The sequence below is a fragment of the Gilliamella sp. B2838 genome, from assembly GCF_026536185.1.
Lineage (GTDB): Bacteria > Pseudomonadota > Gammaproteobacteria > Enterobacterales > Orbaceae > Gilliamella.
In genome coordinates, this window is the sequence record NZ_JAFNOO010000010.1 from 56,117 (window position 1) to 75,649 (window position 19,533).

Below are 19,533 nucleotides of genomic sequence, written 5' to 3' on the forward strand. Positions count from 1 at the left end.
TTTAGATTAGAAAATTGAATAGGTTAGACGCAATTATATATTGCAATAATTGCGCATTAGCGTCTTGGTAAGCCCATTCCCCCGCCCATAAGTCCTTTCATTTGGCGCATCATTTTCATCATGCCGCCGCCTTTCATCTTCTTCATCATTTTTTGCATATCTTCAAACTGTTTTAATAGTTTGTTAACATCTTGCACTTGCGTACCCGAACCATTAGCAATACGACGTTTACGCGATCCTTTAATAATTTCAGGATTGGCGCGTTCTTTTAGTGTCATCGATCCAATAATGGCTTCCATTTTAATTGTAATTTTGTCATCCATTTGAGCTTTGATATGGTCTGGTAATTGACCAACACCCGGTAGTTTAGCCAACATGGCGCCCATTCCACCCATATTACGCATCTGCTTGAGTTGATCTTGGAAGTCGTTAAAATCGAATTTGTCACCCTTTTTGAGTTTTTTAGCAATTTTTTCTGCTTTTTCTCGATCGACATTGCTTTGTAACTCTTCAATCAGAGAAATCACATCGCCCATGCCTAAAATTCGAGAGGCAATACGGTCAGGATAAAATGGTTCTAAAGCATCAGTTTTTTCACCCATGCCTAAGAATTTAATTGGTTTACCTGTAATATGCCGAATTGATAATGCAGCACCGCCACGTGCGTCACCATCGACTTTGGTTAAAATAACACCGGTTAACGGCAGAGCCTCATCAAAAGCTTTAGCTGTATTAGCGGCATCTTGACCCGTCATCGCATCAACCACAAATAGGGTTTCAATTGGATTAATTGCTTGATGTAGTGCTTTGATTTCGTCCATCATGTCATTATCGACATGTAAACGGCCTGCGGTATCGACAATCAGCACATCAAAGAATTGTAATTTAGCATGGTTAATTGCTTTATTAACAATATTGACTGGTTTTTCGTTAATATCGGAAGGAAAAAATTCAACATCAATCGCTTTAGCTAAGGTTTCTAATTGTTTAATCGCAGCAGGACGATAGACATCGGCAGAAACGACGAGTACTTTCTTTTTCTGTTTTTCTTTTAAAAACTTCGCTAATTTCGCGACGCTGGTCGTTTTACCTGCACCTTGTAAACCCGCCATTAAAATCACAGCTGGGGGTTGGGTTGCCAAATTCAGTGAGCTATTGACTTCGCCCATGGCACGAGTGAGTTCATCTTGGACTATTTTGATAAACTCTTGGCCTGGTGTTAGACTTTTACTAACATCTAAGCCGACAGCTTTTTGTTTAACTTGATTTATAAACTCACGAACAACAGGCAAAGCAACATCGGCCTCAAGTAATGCCATGCGCACATCACGTAGTGCTTCTTTAATATTATCTTCAGACAGACGCCCACGCCCACTGATATTGCGAAATGTCTGTGATAAACGGTCGGTTAAATTCTCAAACATGTTAACTCTCAATAAATAAAAAAATTATGTTTATCATAGCAGAAATTTGTCAGAAGTCCCACGATCATAATCAAGTACAAACTTGACAGTAAATTAGGTTACTGTTGAAATGGCAATAGACAAAATAAATGAATGTATTGAGATGAATGATTAACCAGACAAGATGAAAAAGGAGAAAATCAAACATGGTAAAAAAAGTGATTAGTACCGATAAAGCGCCTGCTGCAATTGGTCCATATGTTCAAGGGGTTGATTTAGGTAATATGTTATTTGCATCTGGGCAAATTCCACTCGATCCTGTTACTGGTCAAATGGCAACGTCTATTGAGGAACAAACCAAACAAAGTTTAGCTAATGTTAAAGCAATTGTGACAGCTGCGGGTTATCAGATCAATAATATTGTCAAGACAACTATATTTTTAGCAGATATGAATGATTTTGCCGCAGTGAATGCTATTTATGAGTCATTTTTTACTAAGAACAATGCGGCATTTCCGGCACGCTCTTGCGTACAAGTAGCTAAAATACCTAAAGATGCAAAAGTAGAAATTGAAGTGATTGCAGTTAAATAAGCGTGACATATTCTGTTAGCACCATAAAGTGCTAATGCTTACGATAAATAAACTATAACTAATAGATTGAGCTAATTGCGTATAGATTGGTCTATTTTTATAGTTTAAGAATGAATATTTTGCCTTTATTTACTCAGTAAATATCGCTCTAATTATTTGTTGTTAAACTTTTATTTAGTGATTGATTGACAATTAAGTTGATGTAATAATCTACAACTATTAGTCAGTGTTGATTGTGTTAGTAGGTAGTCAATATGTTTGAAAAAATCGATTCGTATGCGGGCGATCCAATTTTATCTTTGGTCGCAGAATTTAATAATGATAATAGAGAAAACAAGACCAATTTAAGTATTGGCTACTATTATGATGAAAACAGTGTCGTCCCACAATTATCATGTATTAAAGCTGCTCGCGATTATATCTATCAGCATAATCAAGGTGCGCAACTTTATTTACCGATGAGTGGATTGCCTGCTTATTGTCAAGCTATTCAAGTTTTGCTTTTTGGTGAAAATCACAGCGCTTATAAAGATAAGCGAATTGCAACTATTCAAACACTAGGTGGATCGGGTGCATTAAAAATTGGTGCCGATTTCTTATATCGCTATTTTCCATATTCTCAGGTTTGGGTAAGTGATCCTACTTGGGAAAATCATATTGCCATTTTTAGTGGGGCAGGTTTTAAGGTCAATCAATACCCTTATTTCGATGATAAAACCTGTGGCGTAAAATTTGATGCTATGCTTCAAACTTTAGACCAATTACCGGCTAAAAGCATTGTTTTACTGCATCCTTGCTGCCATAACCCAACAGGTGCTGATTTAACGCACGATCAATGGGATAAAGTCATAGCAGTTTTAAAAAATCGAGATTTAATTCCTTTTATGGATATTGCTTATCAAGGCTTTGGTGAAAATATTGACGATGATGCATATGCGCTTCGAAAGGCCGCAGAAGTAGGATTGTGTGGACTTATCAGTAACTCTTTTTCTAAAACATTTTCCCTTTATGGTGAGCGAGTTGGTGGTTTGTCGGTTTTATGTGATAATAGCCAAGTCGCAAGTCATGTGCTTGGGCAACTTCAAGCGACCGTTCGTCGTAATTATTCAAGTCCAGCAGCTTATGGCGCACATCTTGTGTCTTATGTTTTAAATAATAATGATCTTAAAGCGTTATGGTTCAAAGAAGTGGCATCAATGCGTAATCGTATTGTGACAATGCGATCAACCTTAGTTGAATTATTAAAAAACAAATCGTTAGACCGTAATTTTGATTATTTAGTTAAACAACGTGGTATGTTTAGTTACACTGGATTTACCCAAAATCAAGTTACACAATTAAAAGATAACTTTGCTGTTTATTTGGTGGGCAGCGGAAGAATGTGTGTGGCTGGGTTAAATCACCATAACATTCATCGTGTGGCAGAAGCATTTGCTACACTAAAATAACAATGTAAATAATGAAAGGAGTATCAAATGTTGCAAAAAATGTTAATTATTGTGTTCGGTCTTGTAATGACAACATTAGTTACTGGATGTAATACAGTAAATGGTGTAGGTAAAGATGTTCAATCTGGCGGTAAAGCTATTTCAAATACTGCTGAAAAAGTTAGCGATAAAATGTAAATAAGACAAAGTAGTCTATTTGCAAGGTAAATGTGAAAACGGTTATTTTGTGAATATACTTAAGTAAAAATGAAGCGTCTTATTATTTTCGTCGTGTTTTTTTTACTTGTTGGGTGTGGTTCATTAAATTTTCGAACTGCACCCTCAGTTATGCATAATTGCCAATACTCAACTCGCGCAGGCGTTGAGTTTTCGTTAAATTTACTTCCTTCCAATAAAAAAAGTTACCAATCAATTTATATCGCGCAAAGTCGTGCTAGTAAGCATTTATCTTCAAGTTATGCAGGTATAAAAGGCAAGCTAACCGATCAGATTTTTACACGTGATTATCCTAAGGAAACTTTTTGGCGAACACAAAGTTTATTAGATAGGGCTACCTTGTATGATGACGGTTACGATGATCTTTATATTAGCCCTGCACAAAAACAAGAACGCGATCGCAAAGCAAAATTTGTTGTTAGACAAGCAATTTTACAAAATTGCCAAATTGTTTATATTGCTATTGATTCTTTAGCCAAAGATAAAGATAACCCTTTATTAATTGAGTCTAATGAGATATCGATAAATAAATAGGCATTATATGAGAGAACAAAATTCATTGCGATATTTGTTAATCGACTGATAATAGGTTTTGCTTGGTTGACCTTATTTTATATCGTATTTGAGTAATTTTTTGTGAAATTGAGTTGCATTCTTACTTTATATTAATCATCTAATTCTCTCATTGGTTATCGTTGGATTTTTTCGCTAGCATCAAATGGCGATTTGTTCTTATTTAAGATAAACGATAATGGTGTCTATTGCTTGTTAAGCTGAAATAAGCCTTTGCTAATTTTGTTAAATATTTTTAGATTAATCTAAGATGTTTTATTGATATCTAATACCGTTCTGACTGATTTTGTATTACAATCTAAAACCAAAGTGGCTTATCTAATATCAAATTTTGTAGCAATAATTTATTTGAGTATTTCGATTGCTTGTATGCTAAAGTTTATACCAATCAAAAATACCTTTGTTAATCGCTGTTATAGTATTTATAGCTATAACAGCGTTGTCAGTTAATTTGTTTTTAAGGAAATAAAATGACACTAAATTTTGAACCATCAGTAAATGGAAAAGTAAAAAAAGCAGTTATCCCTGTTGCAGGGCTGGGTACTCGCATGTTGCCTGCGACTAAAGCCATCCCTAAAGAAATGCTGCCTGTTGTGGATAGACCACTTATTCAATATGTCGTTAAAGAATGTATTTCAGCTGGAATCACAGAAATTATTTTTGTAACGCACTCATCAAAAAATTCTATCGAAAATCATTTTGATACAAGTTTTGAATTAGAAGCTATGCTAGAAGCCCGAGTTAAACGTCAATTACTCCAAGAAGTGCAAGGTATTTTGCCAAAAAATGTGACGATAACCAGTGTTCGTCAAGGCTTAGCTAAAGGGCTTGGTCATGCAGTATTATGCGCTTACCCTTTAGTTGGCGATGAGCCATTTGCGGTCGTGTTACCGGATGTAATTATTGATGAATATGATAGTGATCTTAGCACAGACAATCTAGCAGCGATGATTAGTAACTATCAAGAAACCAAACGTAGTCAAATCATGGTCGAACCAGTGCCAAAAGAGTTAGTCTCTTCTTATGGTATTGTCGATTGCCGTGGTGAAGCGCTATTAGCAGGCAATACTGCTCAGATGTATAGTGTAGTTGAAAAACCGACCATTGACGCTGCGCCTTCTAATCAATCAGTTGTCGGACGATATGTATTATCTGAAAAAATCTGGCCATTACTTGCTAAAACGCCTTTAGGAGCTGGTGGTGAAATTCAATTAACCGACGCTATTGCAATGTTACTAGAAGAAGATCCGGTTGATGCTTATTGTATAAAAGGTCGTAGCCATGATTGCGGTAATAAATTAGGTTATGTTCAAACTTTTGTACAATACGCAATGCGTCACAAAAGTTTAGGTAATGATGTAAAAGCTTGGCTTAAAACGCTTTAATGTTTTTACTGTCATTAATGGATTATAAGAAAGGTGCATTTCGCACCTTTTTTATTTTGAATTTATTAATTGAGATGTACACAATTTGTAGATTTTCAATCTAAATGATTATTTGTAATCTACTCCACTTTATCATTAGTGTAATTTGTTAAAATATTGATTGTGTTTATCTCAGCTGACATTTAGCTTACTATTTAATAATAGCAACCTAATTAGGCATCTGTTGATTCATTTTCAAGTGTCACATTAGGATCATTATATACGTTCAAGTCCATCAAACCTACTTCACGATCAGTGGCAATCGCCGCGGTCATTGCACCAGATACATTGGCTAAAGTTCTGGCCATATCAATAATTGGATCAACAGCAAGGACCATACCAATCAACGGAAAATACTCAGCCATGCCCATTCCAGATAATACGACAGTTGCCGCAACGGTTGCGGTGCCAGGAATACCCGCAATACCGATTGAACCAATCACAACGACAATCACTAACATAATATAAAATTGAATATTAGTATCAATACCAACCATATGTGCAACCATGACTGCAAGTAATGCTGGAAAGAAGCCAGCACAGCCGTTCATCCCCATTGTACTACCAAGCGAGCAGACTAAATTAGCTGTACCGGTATTAACCCCCATTCTGACAGTTAATGTAGAAATTGTCATAGGTAATGTGCCAACAGATGACCTGCTGGTAAAGGCTAATAGCCATGTACCCAACGCTTTTTTGATAAATGTTATTGGTGATATACCATGCGTTAATACAATAGCAATATGCACAATTAGCATAATTAAGGTCGCAACATAAATGGCAACGACAAAACTGGAAACTTGAATAATAGCCGGTATACCATTAGAAATGATGGTACGGGCAAGTAAAGCTATTACCGCGTAAGGCATGTATTTTATTACTGTCATAGCAATTGACATGACAATTTTGTATAGCGCTTCGATAAATGTTTTAAATAGTTCGATTGGTTTAGGATTTTTCTTTTCCATTCGATTGGCAGCAATTCCCATCAAAGCAGAAAAGATGACTAAACCAACAATATTTTCTTTAACCATTGAGGCGATAATGTTACTGGGTATTAGGTTGATAAACGTATCAATTATATTGGTATATTGTTTTGCTTGAGCTTGAAGTTCTGATGCTTTGCTCATTTCACCGAGGGAAAATAGGTTGGCAAGTATAATACCCACCAAACAAGCGATAGCCGTAGTAAAGAGTAACCAAAAGATACCTCTAAAAGCAATCTGAGGGAGATTGTCTTTTCCGGAAAAATCAATGATGACTTTAACGATGGATACAAAGATGAGTGGAATAACTAGCATACGAATAAAGGCAATAAATGCACGCCCAAAAAGACCATACCATGTTGCTGTTTCTTGCATCCAAACACTTGATGTATCAGGAAATCCAGCAGCAGCTTGGATGCCTAAACCAAGTACTGCGCCAAGTATTAATCCGACTAACATACGAATCGAAAAATTGACTTTTCGGTTTTGTAATGGCCTCATTACAGCAAAAAAGCAGACAAGTAAAAGTCCAATTCCAATTAAGGTTTGGTAATGAGTTATGGATAAGAACTTTTCAAAAAAAGTTCCTTGAAAAATGGCATCTGACATAGTTGAACCTCGCCTTTGCTGATAAATTTAATTATCAAATAAAAAATGTAAATATATCGGTTATAAAATAAATTTCTGATTTAATTAATCTATCAATGGGTATATTTCAGTATTGTGTTTACTTTAATTGAATATTAATCGCTAATTTGCAATATAGTTGTTCGATAACCCTGATTGATTATGTATTCGCTATTTTGCGATGGATCCTGCGATATTTAAAACATCCCATGGCCTAGAAAAAGGAGGAGCATATAAAAAATCCAACATAGTTAATTCATCAATGGTCATTTTTGCCCATATTGCTGTTGCTAACACATTGACTCTTAACGCTGCTCCAACCCCCCCGGCAATTTGTCCACCTAAAATAATACGAGTTTCGGCATGATAAATTAGTTTAGCGGTTATGCTGGTTTGCCCAGCAACGTAGTTGCTATGGTTTTTATCTTTTACTACAACGGTTTTATAGGCAATGGCTGCTTTTTTAGCATCATTTTCTGTAATACCTGTTCGACCAGCTTCAATATCAAACACTTTTAATGCTGATGTACCTAAGGTTCCAGGAAATTGACAGTGTCCGCCGGCTAAATTTTCACCTACAACTTTGCCAAGTTTATTTGCTCCGGTCGCTAATGGAATATAGACCATATCATGGCTAACCTTGTGATAAAGTGCGGCACAATCGCCTGCTGCATAGATGTCACAAATATTGGTTTGGCCTAACGCATCAGTAATAATCGCACCATTTTTTAAGGTACTAATCCCTAAATTGTTATAAATGCAGCTATTGGGTTTTACACCTGTTGCAATAATAACCATATCGGCTGGGTACTGGTTTTTGTCGGTTATCACGTGGGTGACTTTATCTTGTCCACCAAAACCAAGTACTTTTTCTTGCAAATGTAAATCGCAATATTGCTTGATATTTTCAGCTATGATATCGGTAATTTGCGCATCGAATGCATCAACTAATACTCTATCATCCAATTGAATCAACTTAACTTTTTTGTTTAATGCAACAAGTGATTCGACCAATTCTAGTCCAATATAACCAGCTCCAACCACAATAATATTGTTAACTTGAGCATCATTTAGCGTTTTTTTAATTGCTTGACCATCATAGAGATCACGAAGTGTAAAAATATTTTTGAGTTTATCATTTGAAAATGGTGGAATGATTGGACTTGCACCCACCGCTAAAAGTAATTTGTCGTAAGTGTCTTCAAAACAGTGTCCATTAGTCAGATCTTTTATCTTCAATTTTTTAGATAGAGTATCTATTGCAACAACTTCATGAAGAATTTTTATGTCAATACCGTCTTTTTCGAACTGTTGGGGTGTTCGTGATATCATTTCGTTGGCATCACTAAAGTGATCACCAATAAAGTAGGGTAAACCACAAGCACCAAACGATACGATATCGGATTTTTCATAAATACGGATAGTTGCCTCGGGATTGATTCTTTTAGCTTTTGCTGCGGCACTTGCTCCAGCTGCTTGAGCACCGATAATAATTATTTTCATCTATTTTTCCTTACTGCTAATAATATTGATATTTATTATCCTACCACACGTTAAATCAAATATTGTTGGCCGCTCATTATTTCGCATTAATTGTAATCAATTTCGAATTTATAATTGAAGCATATATGCGTTTTAAGTGATTAGCCTTTTGATTAGTGGTTATGATTAATGTTTAACATTATGTCGACTAATTTAGGTTAAAGGATAGGTTTTATCACAATTAACCAAACTTTTTATTAATTCAATATGTAAACGAGAATCATTTAGTGCTGGAATATAATAGAATTGTTCACCACCAGATTGTAGAAATATTTGCCGATTTTCATCATCGATTTCGTATAGGGTTTCAATACAATCAGCGGAAAAGCCAGGGCACATGACTTGTACATGTTTGATACCAGTATTCGCTAGATTTTGTAGGATATCACTGGTGTTAGGTTCGACCCATTTTCCTTTACCAAATTTCGATTGATAAGCCATCTGAATTGATAAATCAAGACCACTTTGATGACATTTTTTTATCAATAATTCGGTAGTGAGTTGACAACGCTCAATATAATCTTCTTGACGTCTTTTGCGGTAACGTTCAGGAATACCATGATAAGAAAGTAGTAATACTTCCGGCTTTCCATTTTTTAAAATTGCCTGTTCAATTTGTGTATAAAGCGCGTGAATATAACATGGATTGTCAGCATAATCGCGAATATAGTTAATATTATTAAAATGACTATCACGTTTAATCATCTGTTTTAATTTATCCAATACTGCAAGCGTTGTCGTGGTAGAGTATTGTGGGAACAAGGGTAATACAGTAATTTTATTGCATGATTTAAGATTATTGAGTGCCGACTGCATATCGGGTTGAGCATAAGTCATTGCCAGCTCGCAGTGAGTTTCTGGTAGCTCATGTTGTAACTTGTCACATAATAATTGACTGTAGTGGAGTAAAGGTGAGCAGTTATTGACCCATATTTTTTTATAGTGATTTATAATATAGGGAACACGTTTGGGTAATATTAGATATTTTAAAATGGGATACCATAACAAATAAGGTAAATCGACCACATGCTTGTCCAATAAAAACTCTGTTAAATATTGTTTTATTGCATCTGGTGTTAATTTGCTAGGTGTGCCTAGATTCACTAATAATAAGCCTTGTTTATTATCCACAAATCACCCTTCGATTAACAAAGATAATGGTTAATAATAGCAAGTAACTTAGCTAAAGCACCTTGATTTTGTTTTAACACATAGTGTGCTTTTTCGCCAATTTGCTTGCAGTGAGTTGGGTTAGTTAATAAATTATCAACGAATAAAGCCAATTTATTGGCTGAACTATCACTAATAATCATTGCATTATCAGCAATGAGCTGTTCACAAATAACGTTGAAATTAAAATAGTGCTCTCCGCTGATAATAGGAATATGGTGTAAAGCGGGTTCTAATGGATTATGTCCACCGTGTTTGACGAAACTACCTCCAACTACGGCAATATCGGCAATACCATAAAGCACCATTAACTCTCCCATTGTATCGCCTAAAATTATTTGTGTTTGGGGCGTTGGTATTTGTTGATTACTGCGTTTGATGTAATTAAAACCTTCATTATTAATTAACTTTTCAACAGTATTAAAACGTTCAGGATGACGGGGTACTAAAATTAATAAAAGATTAGCGTGTTTTTGCAGTAATAGTTTAAAAGCAGATAAGATAATTTCATCTTCACCAGTATGTGTACTTGCTGCAATTAATACCGGTCGATTTAATTGCCATTGTTGTTTTAATGCGATTATTTGTTGTTGCTGTTGATTTGTTAAGTTGATATCAAACTTGATACTGCCGGTGATGGACAAATGTTCTTTTGGCAAGCCTAGCGATATAAAACGCTCGCCATCTTGGTGATTTTGTACCGCGACAGTACTAATTTTAGCCAATAAGTGGCTAATCGTTTTTCCTAACTTAGCATACCTTTTAGCCGATCGCTCTGACAACCTAGCATTGGCAATAATCACTGGGATATGGCGTTTATAGCACTGGGATATCAAATTGGGCCAAAGTTCTGTTTCCATAATAATCACCAATTTAGGTGATACGATTTTAAGAAATCGATGTAATGCACAAGGTAGATCGTAAGGCAAGTAGACATGGCTGACACTATCTTTTAATAATGATTTTACTTGTTCTGAACCCGTTGGCGTCATTGTAGTAACAGTAATAGGTAAATCGGGATATCGCTGCTGTAACGCTTTTACTAGCGGAATGGCGGCAATGGTTTCACCAACAGATACGGCATGAACTAAAATGCCATTTGGTTTGACTTTGTGTTTACAAAAACCATAGCGTTCTAACCAACGTTTGCGATAAGCTGGTGCTTTACGGCTACGCCACAGTAATTTTATCCATATTAATGGTTGGATAATATATAACAGGACATTATATAGAATTTGCATAACAATTATCCAACATGTCTAATTATTGGGTTACATTAAAAAAATACTTACGATAATAAGTAAGTTCAGCAATTGAGTCGCGTATATCATCAAGCGCTTGGTGTGTACTTTGTTTACTTATTCCTTTTAATATCTCAGGTTTCCAACGTTTGGCTAACTCTTTAATAGTGCTGACATCTAAATAACGATAATGAAAGTAACGTTCTAAATTAGGCATGTAATTAAATAAAAAACGACGATCTTGTGCAATAGTGTTGCCACAAATGGGGGAGCAGTTTTCTGGTACCCATTGTTTTAAAAATTCGATGGTTTGTTGTTCTGCTTGCTGTTCATTGATTTGACTTTGACGAACGCGTTCAATTAAACCTGATTTTCCATGGGTATTTTTGTTCCAATCGTCCATCAGCGCCAGTTGTTCATCGGATTGATGTACGGCAATAACAGGACCTTCAGCAACAATGTTGAGATCTGAATCAGTCACAATTGTGGCGATTTCGATGATGCGATCAACAGTGGGATTCAGACCTGTCATTTCAAGGTCAATCCAGATAAGATTATTACTGTTAACTTGTGATGATGTAGTCATAATATGTCATAGAAATTTTCTTTTTAATGCTGACTAGTGTAGCATAACTGTCAAACTGTTTTAGTAAAAATTATTGACTGTGGCAAAAAATCAATTATCTCAAAATCAAAAAAGACGCATGGCTGCGAAACATCAACAACGTTTAGCCATAAAGTCAGATGAAAACTTAGCCAACTTCACGTCACCAAGTGATGGTGTGGTTGTTAGCCGTTTTGGTAAGTCTGCGGATGTGGAGGATAGTTTAGGCAAAATTTGTCGATGTAGTATTCGTCGAACTTTACCTTCATTGGTGACTGGCGATAAAGTGGTTTGGCGTGAAAGTTTAGAGCCAAATACCAATGGTATTATCGAGGCCGTTTACCCTCGCCATTCAGAGTTGGTTCGTCCTGATTTTTATGATGGTGTTAAGCCGGTCGCTGCGAATGTCGATCAAATCGTCATTATCTCAGCTGTTTTGCCTGAATTATCGCTTAATATTATTGATCGCTATTTAGTTGCTTGTGAGGCAACAGACATCTCGCCAATTATTGTGTTAAACAAGATTGATTTGCTTACTGATTCACAACGTAAAGACGTTGAAAGTCAATTAGCCATATATCGCCAAATTGGTTATCAGGTGATTTTTGTTTCTTGTCAAGATCAGCAGGGCATTATAGCGTTACAACAGACCTTACAAAATAAGGTATCTATTTTAGTTGGGCAGTCAGGGGTGGGAAAATCAAGTATTATTAACTTATTATTACCTCATCAATCGCAATTTGCACTCACAGGCGATGTTTCAGAAATATCTGGGCTTGGTCAACATACCACCACGTCAACGAGGTTATATCATCTGCCTAATGGTGGCGACATTATTGATTCTCCAGGTATTCGTGAGTTTGGTTTGTGGCATTTAGAACCTGAGCAGGTTATTAGTGGTTTTAAAGAATTTGCTGATTATTTAGGGGGATGCCAATTTCGTGATTGTGATCATTTGACAACGCCAGGTTGTGTGTTGCAACAAGCGGTTATTGATGGAAAAATAGCCCCTTCAAGGCTTGATAACTATCATCGAATTTTACAATCCATGAAAGAAGTCAAAGCAAAAACGAATAAAAATTACAAATAGTTATTTGGTTGTATTTGCCAAACATCAATTATAGAGTATGACATCATTGTAGTGAAAGTTGTTGCTCACATAATTTATACACTAAGTTAGTGAGCAACTTTTGAGTTTAGACTATCGATTTTTAAGTGCAAAACCAATTGCTACATATGCCCAACCTTGGAATATAAGATCAATACCTAAAAACATGCCTAATACCCAAAGGCTGTTATATGGCCAACCTGCAAGTATCATAAATCCTAAAATTAATGTGATGATTCCTGAGGTTAAAACCCATCCCCAGCGTGGTAAATAGCGGTTGTTCATTGCCGCAAAGATTTGAGTAAAGCCACTCATAATCAGTAGAATAGAAACCACTAATGTTAACGCTGATGATACAGCGATAGGTTGGAAAAATGACATTAAACCAATAAAAATATATAAAACGCCCATTACAGCCCATAACGCTGATTGTCCAAAACCTTTAATATTAAAAGAGTGTACTGCTTGAGCAATACCTGCAATTAAAATTAATGTTCCAATAAAATACACTGAAAAGACAGTTGCGACGAATTGATAGCCTAGTGCTAAACATCCTAACACGATTAAAATTATACCAACTAAAATAAACCAGTTTGATTTTTGTTTGAGATTATTAATATTGTTTAAATCAGTTATCATATGCATTTCCTATATTGTCATGATTAATTTATGTTGTTGGGTATATGCCTATCAATAATTTTGCCAATAACGATTGACGAAAAAAGATAAGCTATTACAGTTTAATACAATATACACAACAATGATTAGGGTTGAGTTTTGTTGTGTTTTTTATAGCGTTAATATAATAAAACTAAATATAAAATTATTCTTTATCTTTCAGTGCTTCATCAAGTGTTGAGAAAAACATCAATTTATTCGGAACAGGTACAATTTTAGCTCTCGCTATTGTTTTTAGCGGCTGAAATTGTAATTCACAAATTGATAAATCAACCTGTTTTGGTAATTCATCAATAAAATGAATTAATGCATTTAATCCACCAGCATCAAGAATAGGCACCGCATCCCATTGTAATACAATATGCTCATAGCCATTTATTTTCTGGTAAATTTCCGAAAAGGTGCGCTCAGCAGCGGCAAAAAATAGTGGTCCATTAATGCGGAGAACTAATGTTTTTTCATTGGTTCGATTGATTTCAACCAAACGTGTCATATGTGCAATGCGACGCATAAATAGAATTGAAGCTAAGACTATGCCAAGTGTTATAGCAATCACCATATCAAATAATACGGTTAAAGACATACAAATAAGCATAATCAAAATATCATCTTTAGGTGCGCGTTTAATGATATAAATTACGCGTTGTACTGCGCTCATATTCCACGCCACGATTAATAATAATGCTGCCATGGCTGAAAGCGGGATATAAGATAAAAGTGGAGCAAAGCAGATAAGCGCTAATAAAACAATGATTGAATGTAGCATTGCAGCAACAGGGGATGTCGCACCCGCTTTGACATTGGCGGCAGAACGTGCGATAGCTGCTGTTGCTGAAATTCCACCAAAAAATGGCGCAATGATATTTCCCAATCCTTGACCGATCAATTCACTATTGGAATGATGTTTGGTATGAGTCATTTCATCTAATACTACAGCGCAAAGCAGTGATTCAATAGCACATAACATCGCCATAGTGAGTGAAATGGGGAGCAGCGCGGAGAGCGTAGACCAGTCTAAATTAAAATCCGTATATTGCCATGGCAAAATGAATTCAGGTAACACCGATGGAATGCCATGACCAATACTATTGTCGGCTAACGTATAAGTGAATCGAGAACCGATGGTTTCAATTTGATAACCAAATTGTTTAAAAATAAACATAACGGCAATACCAGCAATTAAGGCAGGTAAATGACCTGATATTTTTACTCGAAATTTTGGCCAGACAATTAAGACAATTAATGTCACGATTCCAACTAGGGTATCGGCTATGTTGATAGTGGGTAATGTTTTTGCTAATTCAATGACCTTTGTAATGTAATTTTCGGGCATGTGTTCGAGTGTTAAGCCAAAAAAATCTTTGATCTGCATGGTGGCAATAGTAATTGCAATACCAGATGTAAAACCTAAAACCACGGGTAGAGGAATATATTCAATTAATCGACCTAATCTTACAACGCCCATTAAAATTAGAAAAAAACCGGATAATAGTGTCGCTACTAATAATCCAGCTAATCCATATTGTAACGAAACTGGATATAAAATAACAACGAAAGCAGCAGTTGGACCCGAAACGCTATAACGCGATCCGCCTGTTAATGCAATGACTAATCCTGCAATAATTGCCGTATAAAGTCCATGTTGAGGCGGTACACCACTGGCAATAGCTAGTGCCATTGCTAGCGGAATTGCAATAATACCAACTGTAATGCCTGCAATAAGGTCTTTAAAAAAGCGAGTGAGGTTATAAGGGGTTGTTATACATGCCGAAATGAAAGCACAACAAATTTTAGTACCAGTAAATCCATATAATTTCATTAGTTTTTTTATCAATTAAGCAAAGGTTATTTTTAATGGGTAATAAGATAATCCTTTTTACAAAAATTAAAAAGAGATGACTTAAAATAATAATCTGTTTTTTGACCTTGCCATTTATAATAGGTAGAATAAAAATTAAATGATTTAATTCGACTGATCACAATACTATCTGAAACATTCAATTTGGCTACATTATAATTAAACGTTTATTGTGTTATATAAGTTAATTTTTTACTGAGAAGTTTGGTAAATAGATATTTAATTGTCAGGAGTATTTTTATGGATTATGCCAAAAAAATTTGTGCTCTGTGTTTATTTGCCTTTTCTTGTATGGGATTTGCCGAACAGCAAATAGCGGCAGGATCTAAAACTGCATATCATTTTGATTCGAAATACACATACACACCAGCGCCTGATGGTTACGATGCTTTTTATATTGATCATGTTGGGCGGCATGGATCGCGTTATATTAGCAAATCAAAATATGAAGATATTGCCTACCAAACTTTATTAATCGCTGAAAATAAGGGTCAGTTGACGCATCTTGGTAAAGATTTGCTTGACCAAATTAGCCGTATTACACAATTGAATAAAGGCCATTATGGCGCTCTAACCGATCTGGGACGACAAAATATTCGTTTAATCAGTCAGCGGATGTTGAATAATTATCCTTCTGTTTTTAAAGGTCAGAAAATTGAGGTTATCTCTTCAAGTTCACCCAGAGCTAAAGAGACAGCAAACATTTTTGTTGAAGCTTTTCATTCAAAATATCCTCAAATCAACGTCACGCAACAGCAAGAAGATCAACAAACATTATTGCGTTTTTTCGAGTATTCCCCCGCTTATGAGGAATTTAAACAAAGTAAAAAAGTGAAAAATGCAATAAAATTGATTGAAAATATGCCAGATTCATGGGAGATGGGGTACCATTTTTTACACCGAATTTTTAGTGATGAGTTTATCCAAAAATATTTAGATAAAGGTCTTGAAATTAATGAAAATTCATCCATAAAATCAATGGATTTTGTTATTGCAGTTTATCAGTTGTATCAAGAATTACTCGCTTTTTCTCCACAATTATTAGCAGAAAATCATGTGGATCTTAATTCATTTTTTCATGAAGATGAAAAAACACAATTTAATAATATCGTTACTGTAAAAAATTATCTACAAATAGGTCCAGCCTTTGATGCAAATGGTATTCAGATTAAAATAGCTGCACCTTTACTATGGGATATGTTAAATACAGCAGATTTTGCTATAAAGAATAATAATATTGACGCTAATTTGCGTTTTGCCCATGCCGAAACCGTATCGCCTTTGGCGACTTTACTTGAAATAGAAGGGACTGCAACAGTTGCAAATCCGATAGTACAATATCCTTTGGTTTGGCAGGCAGATAAAATTATTCCTATGATGGCAAATATGCAATGGATTTTTTATAAAAGTAAAAAAGTAGATCAACCGATACTGGTAAAGATTCTGTTAAATGAGCAGGAAGTGCATCTTCCTGTCAAAACTGAACATTATCCTTACTACTATTGGGAAGATGTAAAACAATATTATCTTACTAAGCTAAATAAATTAGGTTTATCCCCTCAAGCATCAGCAATAGATATGTTAAAAAATTTAAGATGATTATAAAGGTGATAAATAACAATTTTACTGAAATTGTTTATTCGTCTTTTACGGTAAAATAATTCACTTTTTAGTTAATCTATTTGTTGAGGCATGAATAATATTTTAAGTCTGTAACCAAAAAGTAACCGGACCATCATTAATCAATGATACTTGCATATTGGCAGCAAATTGCCCAGTTTGGGTATTAATTTGTTTTTTACATTGCTCGACAAAAAATTGATAGAGTTTATTGGCTTCGTCGGGTTTTGCTCCCTTAGTAAAACTAGGTCGCATTCCCTTTTGGGTATCAGCAGCAAGTGTAAATTGAGAAACAACTAATACCTCACCTTTAGCTTGCTGAACATTCAAATTCATTTTTCCCTCACTATCGCTGAAAATACGATAGCCTAGAACTTTTTCACATAATCGAGTGGCTTTTTGTTGATCATCACCTTGCTCAACACCTAATAAAATAAGTAGGCCATGGTTGATTTGTCCAATAATTTGTTTATCAACAGTAACACTGGCTTGCGTAACGCGTTGTATTAAGGCAATCATAGATTTTATTATTCCACTTGAGACTGATTTTCAATAGATTGTTTTTGTTGGCGGTTATAGTCAGTCAATGTCGCGGCAAACTCTGCACCAAATAGCACAATACACCATGAACAGTAAATCCAAACCAACATAATAGGTATCGAAGATACCACACCATAAATCAATTGATAGGTAGGAAAAGAGCTAACATAAAGTGAAAATGCTCGCTTTCCTATTTCAAATAAGACTGCAGCGACGATTGCGCCAATAAATGACTCTTTAAAAGGGACAGATTCGGTAGGAATAATACTATAAAGTAACCAAAAACCAATAACAGAAATAAGAAATGGTAAAATGCTAATTAGTAGGTTACTGGTTATCGCTGTAGAAATCCATTTTAACGAAAAAATATATGAACTTATCGCTACGCTACTGCCAGCCAAAATAGGGCCTAAGGTTAATATTGTCCAATAAATGGTTATATTATAAATTAATGAGCGTTTGCGTTTTGTTTTCCAAATATGATTGAGAGCTGTGTTAATTGAATTGATCAATAATAACGATGTGACAATTAGTCCGATTATCCCAACCACAGTCATTTTCTTTGTATTGGCAATAAACTGTTCCAGATAGTTTTGGATAGTGTCACTGGCTGTTGGTACTAAATTACTATAAATTAACTGCTTCAATGATCGACTCACTTCACTAAACATTGGAAAAGCAGACAGTAAAGAAAAGATTACCGTAATCAACGGTACCAGTGCGAGTATCGTGGTATAAGCTAACCCTGCAGATGATGTCGTTAAACGGTCATGGTTGATCCGCCACCATAACATTTTTGAGAACAGTTGTATGTGCTTAAATGTTTTCATCGTTTTTATTTGTTAGAAACAACACAATTGTTAATACCATTACTGAGTAACGAGCTCATTGTTTTATCAGCCTCATTTTTGTTGGTAAAAGGTCCGACAGTCACACGATACAGTTGACCTGCAGAAATATTACCACTTATTCCTGTCATAGCAAGTTTGGCTCTTAGTGTATCAGCATTAGCTTTATCTTTAAAAGCTCCACATTGTAGTGACCATTTATTTGAGGTATTCACTATTTGACTTGTTTGTGATGGGGCTGAAGTCGTTGTTATTTGTGTGTTAGCATTATTCGTGTTATTGGCATTTTGTGTAGTTGTAACAGGACGTGAATTATTGACAAAACTATCAAGAATTTGTTGTCGTTCACTTGCAACAGAATTTGTTTGAGCGTTAGAGCTAGCATTTGGCGTTTCTAACTCTTTTAAATATGTCCATCTTTCTTGGGGTTGTTCTGGTAACGTGATTGCCGGAGGTTGAGTTTTCGCTTTGGGCTGTTCAGTAATTTGCGTAGGTTTATTATTTGAAACAAAGTAGAGAATAGCAGAGAACAGAATAATAATGATAATAGCTAATAATATCATTAAATTAGGCATATTTCGTGACTTATTTTTTTTAGATTGGCTCTTTTTTCTCACATAATCACGCTGAACCACAATAAACTCTCTTTGTTTTTATTTGTTATTGATAAATGATTAGCACATAAATAAAAAAAGTGGTTTTCACCACTTTTTGCTAGGTTCTTAATTAACTATAGTAACTAACAGAATAAAGTATTAAGCTAATGCTTTTATCTGTTTGATTAAATTCGCTTTATGACGTGCTGCTTTGTTTTTGTGGATTAGACCACGAGCCGCTTGACGGTCAATAACTGCTTGCATGTCTTTAAATGCTACTTCAGCTGTTTGTTTATCACCAGCTGCAACAGCTGCGTAAACTTTTTTAATATAAGTACGCATCATTGAACGGTTACTAGCATTATGTTTACGGCGTTTTTCGGATTGAACCGCACGTTTCTTAGCTGATTTGATATTAGCCAAAGTCAACTCCCAAATTTAGAAAAATTAGATATTAA

The 19,533-nt window shown here is 35.2% G+C and carries 19 protein-coding genes; 7 read left to right on the forward strand and 12 right to left on the reverse strand.

Annotated elements, in window-relative coordinates; genetic code table 11:
• Positions 1-56: 56 nt before the first annotated feature.
• The gene (gene ffh, locus J3U63_RS10665; RefSeq protein ID WP_267334149.1) at positions 57-1,424 is read right to left on the reverse strand and encodes a signal recognition particle protein; all 1,368 of its coding nucleotides are present in this window, start codon (positions 1,422-1,424) and stop codon (positions 57-59) included.
• 185 nt (positions 1,425-1,609) lie between these two features.
• Here ffh and J3U63_RS10670 point away from each other — a divergent pair, with 185 nt between their 5' ends.
• From J3U63_RS10670 to galU, 5 genes are all read left to right on the forward strand, one after another.
• On the forward strand, positions 1,610-1,996 hold the full coding sequence (locus J3U63_RS10670) for a RidA family protein (RefSeq protein ID WP_267334150.1): 387 nt from the start codon (positions 1,610-1,612) through the stop codon (positions 1,994-1,996).
• 254 nt (positions 1,997-2,250) lie between these two features.
• Positions 2,251-3,444 (forward strand): aromatic amino acid transaminase, encoded by a 1,194-nt coding sequence (locus tag J3U63_RS10675; RefSeq protein WP_267371456.1) that lies wholly within the window; start codon positions 2,251-2,253, stop codon positions 3,442-3,444.
• Positions 3,445-3,471: 27 nt separating this feature from the next.
• Positions 3,472-3,621 (forward strand): entericidin A/B family lipoprotein, encoded by a 150-nt coding sequence (locus J3U63_RS10680; RefSeq protein WP_081297505.1) that lies wholly within the window; start codon positions 3,472-3,474, stop codon positions 3,619-3,621.
• Between the two features lie 69 nt (positions 3,622-3,690).
• Positions 3,691-4,194, forward strand: coding sequence for a hypothetical protein (locus tag J3U63_RS10685; RefSeq protein ID WP_267371458.1), 504 nt, complete (start codon positions 3,691-3,693; stop codon positions 4,192-4,194).
• A gap of 509 nt (positions 4,195-4,703) precedes the next feature.
• On the forward strand, positions 4,704-5,618 hold the full coding sequence (gene galU, locus J3U63_RS10690) for a UTP--glucose-1-phosphate uridylyltransferase GalU (protein WP_267334153.1): 915 nt from the start codon (positions 4,704-4,706) through the stop codon (positions 5,616-5,618).
• Between the two features lie 212 nt (positions 5,619-5,830).
• On the opposite strand, the gene J3U63_RS10695 is transcribed toward galU, so the two are convergent.
• From J3U63_RS10695 to orn, 5 genes are all read right to left on the reverse strand, one after another.
• Positions 5,831-7,252 (reverse strand): cation:dicarboxylate symporter family transporter, encoded by a 1,422-nt coding sequence (locus J3U63_RS10695; RefSeq protein WP_267371459.1) that lies wholly within the window; start codon positions 7,250-7,252, stop codon positions 5,831-5,833.
• Between the two features lie 189 nt (positions 7,253-7,441).
• On the reverse strand, positions 7,442-8,773 hold the full coding sequence (locus J3U63_RS10700; protein WP_267371461.1) for a CoA-disulfide reductase: 1,332 nt from the start codon (positions 8,771-8,773) through the stop codon (positions 7,442-7,444).
• Positions 8,774-8,965: 192 nt separating this feature from the next.
• Positions 8,966-9,943, reverse strand: a complete 978-nt coding sequence (gene hemH, locus J3U63_RS10705) for a ferrochelatase (RefSeq protein ID WP_267371465.1) — start codon at positions 9,941-9,943, stop codon at positions 8,966-8,968.
• Positions 9,944-9,957: 14 nt separating this feature from the next.
• On the reverse strand, positions 9,958-11,223 hold the full coding sequence (waaA, locus tag J3U63_RS10710; protein ID WP_267371467.1) for a lipid IV(A) 3-deoxy-D-manno-octulosonic acid transferase: 1,266 nt from the start codon (positions 11,221-11,223) through the stop codon (positions 9,958-9,960).
• 22 nt (positions 11,224-11,245) lie between these two features.
• The gene (orn, locus tag J3U63_RS10715; RefSeq protein WP_267334158.1) at positions 11,246-11,809 is read right to left on the reverse strand and encodes an oligoribonuclease; all 564 of its coding nucleotides are present in this window, start codon (positions 11,807-11,809) and stop codon (positions 11,246-11,248) included.
• 79 nt (positions 11,810-11,888) lie between these two features.
• On the opposite strand from orn, the gene rsgA reads away from it, so the two are divergent.
• A complete protein-coding gene (gene rsgA, locus J3U63_RS10720) occupies positions 11,889-12,917 on the forward strand; it encodes a small ribosomal subunit biogenesis GTPase RsgA (protein WP_267371470.1) in 1,029 nt (342 codons plus the stop codon).
• 111 nt (positions 12,918-13,028) lie between these two features.
• Here rsgA and J3U63_RS10725 read toward each other — a convergent pair whose 3' ends face one another.
• Together J3U63_RS10725 and dauA are read right to left on the reverse strand one after the other, a co-directional pair.
• Positions 13,029-13,574: an HdeD family acid-resistance protein gene (locus J3U63_RS10725; RefSeq protein WP_267334160.1), complete on the reverse strand. Its 546-nt coding sequence runs from the start codon at positions 13,572-13,574 to the stop codon at positions 13,029-13,031.
• A gap of 184 nt (positions 13,575-13,758) precedes the next feature.
• Positions 13,759-15,432: a C4-dicarboxylic acid transporter DauA gene (dauA, locus tag J3U63_RS10730; RefSeq protein ID WP_267334161.1), complete on the reverse strand. Its 1,674-nt coding sequence runs from the start codon at positions 15,430-15,432 to the stop codon at positions 13,759-13,761.
• Between the two features lie 279 nt (positions 15,433-15,711).
• Between dauA and J3U63_RS10735 the strand changes: the two genes are divergently transcribed.
• Positions 15,712-17,070, forward strand: coding sequence for a histidine-type phosphatase (locus J3U63_RS10735; RefSeq protein WP_267367384.1), 1,359 nt, complete (start codon positions 15,712-15,714; stop codon positions 17,068-17,070).
• 105 nt (positions 17,071-17,175) lie between these two features.
• Here the strand turns inward: J3U63_RS10735 and dtd are convergent, their stop codons facing one another.
• The 4 genes from dtd to rpsT form a co-directional block, all read right to left on the reverse strand.
• Entirely contained in the window at positions 17,176-17,610 is a 435-nt protein-coding gene (gene dtd / locus J3U63_RS10740; RefSeq protein ID WP_267334163.1) for a D-aminoacyl-tRNA deacylase, read from the reverse strand.
• 8 nt (positions 17,611-17,618) lie between these two features.
• Entirely contained in the window at positions 17,619-18,461 is an 843-nt protein-coding gene (locus tag J3U63_RS10745; protein WP_267334164.1) for a virulence factor BrkB family protein, read from the reverse strand.
• A gap of 5 nt (positions 18,462-18,466) precedes the next feature.
• A complete protein-coding gene (locus J3U63_RS10750) occupies positions 18,467-19,114 on the reverse strand; it encodes an SPOR domain-containing protein (RefSeq protein WP_267371473.1) in 648 nt (215 codons plus the stop codon).
• Positions 19,115-19,234: 120 nt separating this feature from the next.
• On the reverse strand, positions 19,235-19,498 hold the full coding sequence (gene rpsT, locus J3U63_RS10755; protein ID WP_065634119.1) for a 30S ribosomal protein S20: 264 nt from the start codon (positions 19,496-19,498) through the stop codon (positions 19,235-19,237).
• Positions 19,499-19,533 lie beyond the last annotated feature (35 nt).

What these genes read in the sequence shown, in the direction of transcription:
- ffh (WP_267334149.1), bottom strand. Translation starts at nt 1,424, where the DNA reads ATGTTTGAGAATTTAACCGACCGTTTATCACAGACATTTCGCAATATC.
- J3U63_RS10670 (WP_267334150.1), top strand. Translation starts at nt 1,610, where the DNA reads ATGGTAAAAAAAGTGATTAGTACCGATAAAGCGCCTGCTGCAATTGGT.
- J3U63_RS10675 (WP_267371456.1), top strand. Translation starts at nt 2,251, where the DNA reads ATGTTTGAAAAAATCGATTCGTATGCGGGCGATCCAATTTTATCTTTG.
- J3U63_RS10680 (WP_081297505.1), top strand. Translation starts at nt 3,472, where the DNA reads ATGTTGCAAAAAATGTTAATTATTGTGTTCGGTCTTGTAATGACAACA.
- J3U63_RS10685 (WP_267371458.1), top strand. Translation starts at nt 3,691, where the DNA reads ATGAAGCGTCTTATTATTTTCGTCGTGTTTTTTTTACTTGTTGGGTGT.
- galU (WP_267334153.1), top strand. Translation starts at nt 4,704, where the DNA reads ATGACACTAAATTTTGAACCATCAGTAAATGGAAAAGTAAAAAAAGCA.
- J3U63_RS10695 (WP_267371459.1), bottom strand. Translation starts at nt 7,252, where the DNA reads ATGTCAGATGCCATTTTTCAAGGAACTTTTTTTGAAAAGTTCTTATCC.
- J3U63_RS10700 (WP_267371461.1), bottom strand. Translation starts at nt 8,773, where the DNA reads ATGAAAATAATTATTATCGGTGCTCAAGCAGCTGGAGCAAGTGCCGCA.
- waaA (WP_267371467.1), bottom strand. Translation starts at nt 11,223, where the DNA reads ATGCAAATTCTATATAATGTCCTGTTATATATTATCCAACCATTAATA.
- orn (WP_267334158.1), bottom strand. Translation starts at nt 11,809, where the DNA reads ATGACTACATCATCACAAGTTAACAGTAATAATCTTATCTGGATTGAC.
- J3U63_RS10725 (WP_267334160.1), bottom strand. Translation starts at nt 13,574, where the DNA reads ATGATAACTGATTTAAACAATATTAATAATCTCAAACAAAAATCAAAC.
- dauA (WP_267334161.1), bottom strand. Translation starts at nt 15,432, where the DNA reads ATGAAATTATATGGATTTACTGGTACTAAAATTTGTTGTGCTTTCATT.
- J3U63_RS10735 (WP_267367384.1), top strand. Translation starts at nt 15,712, where the DNA reads ATGGATTATGCCAAAAAAATTTGTGCTCTGTGTTTATTTGCCTTTTCT.
- dtd (WP_267334163.1), bottom strand. Translation starts at nt 17,610, where the DNA reads ATGATTGCCTTAATACAACGCGTTACGCAAGCCAGTGTTACTGTTGAT.
- J3U63_RS10745 (WP_267334164.1), bottom strand. Translation starts at nt 18,461, where the DNA reads ATGAAAACATTTAAGCACATACAACTGTTCTCAAAAATGTTATGGTGG.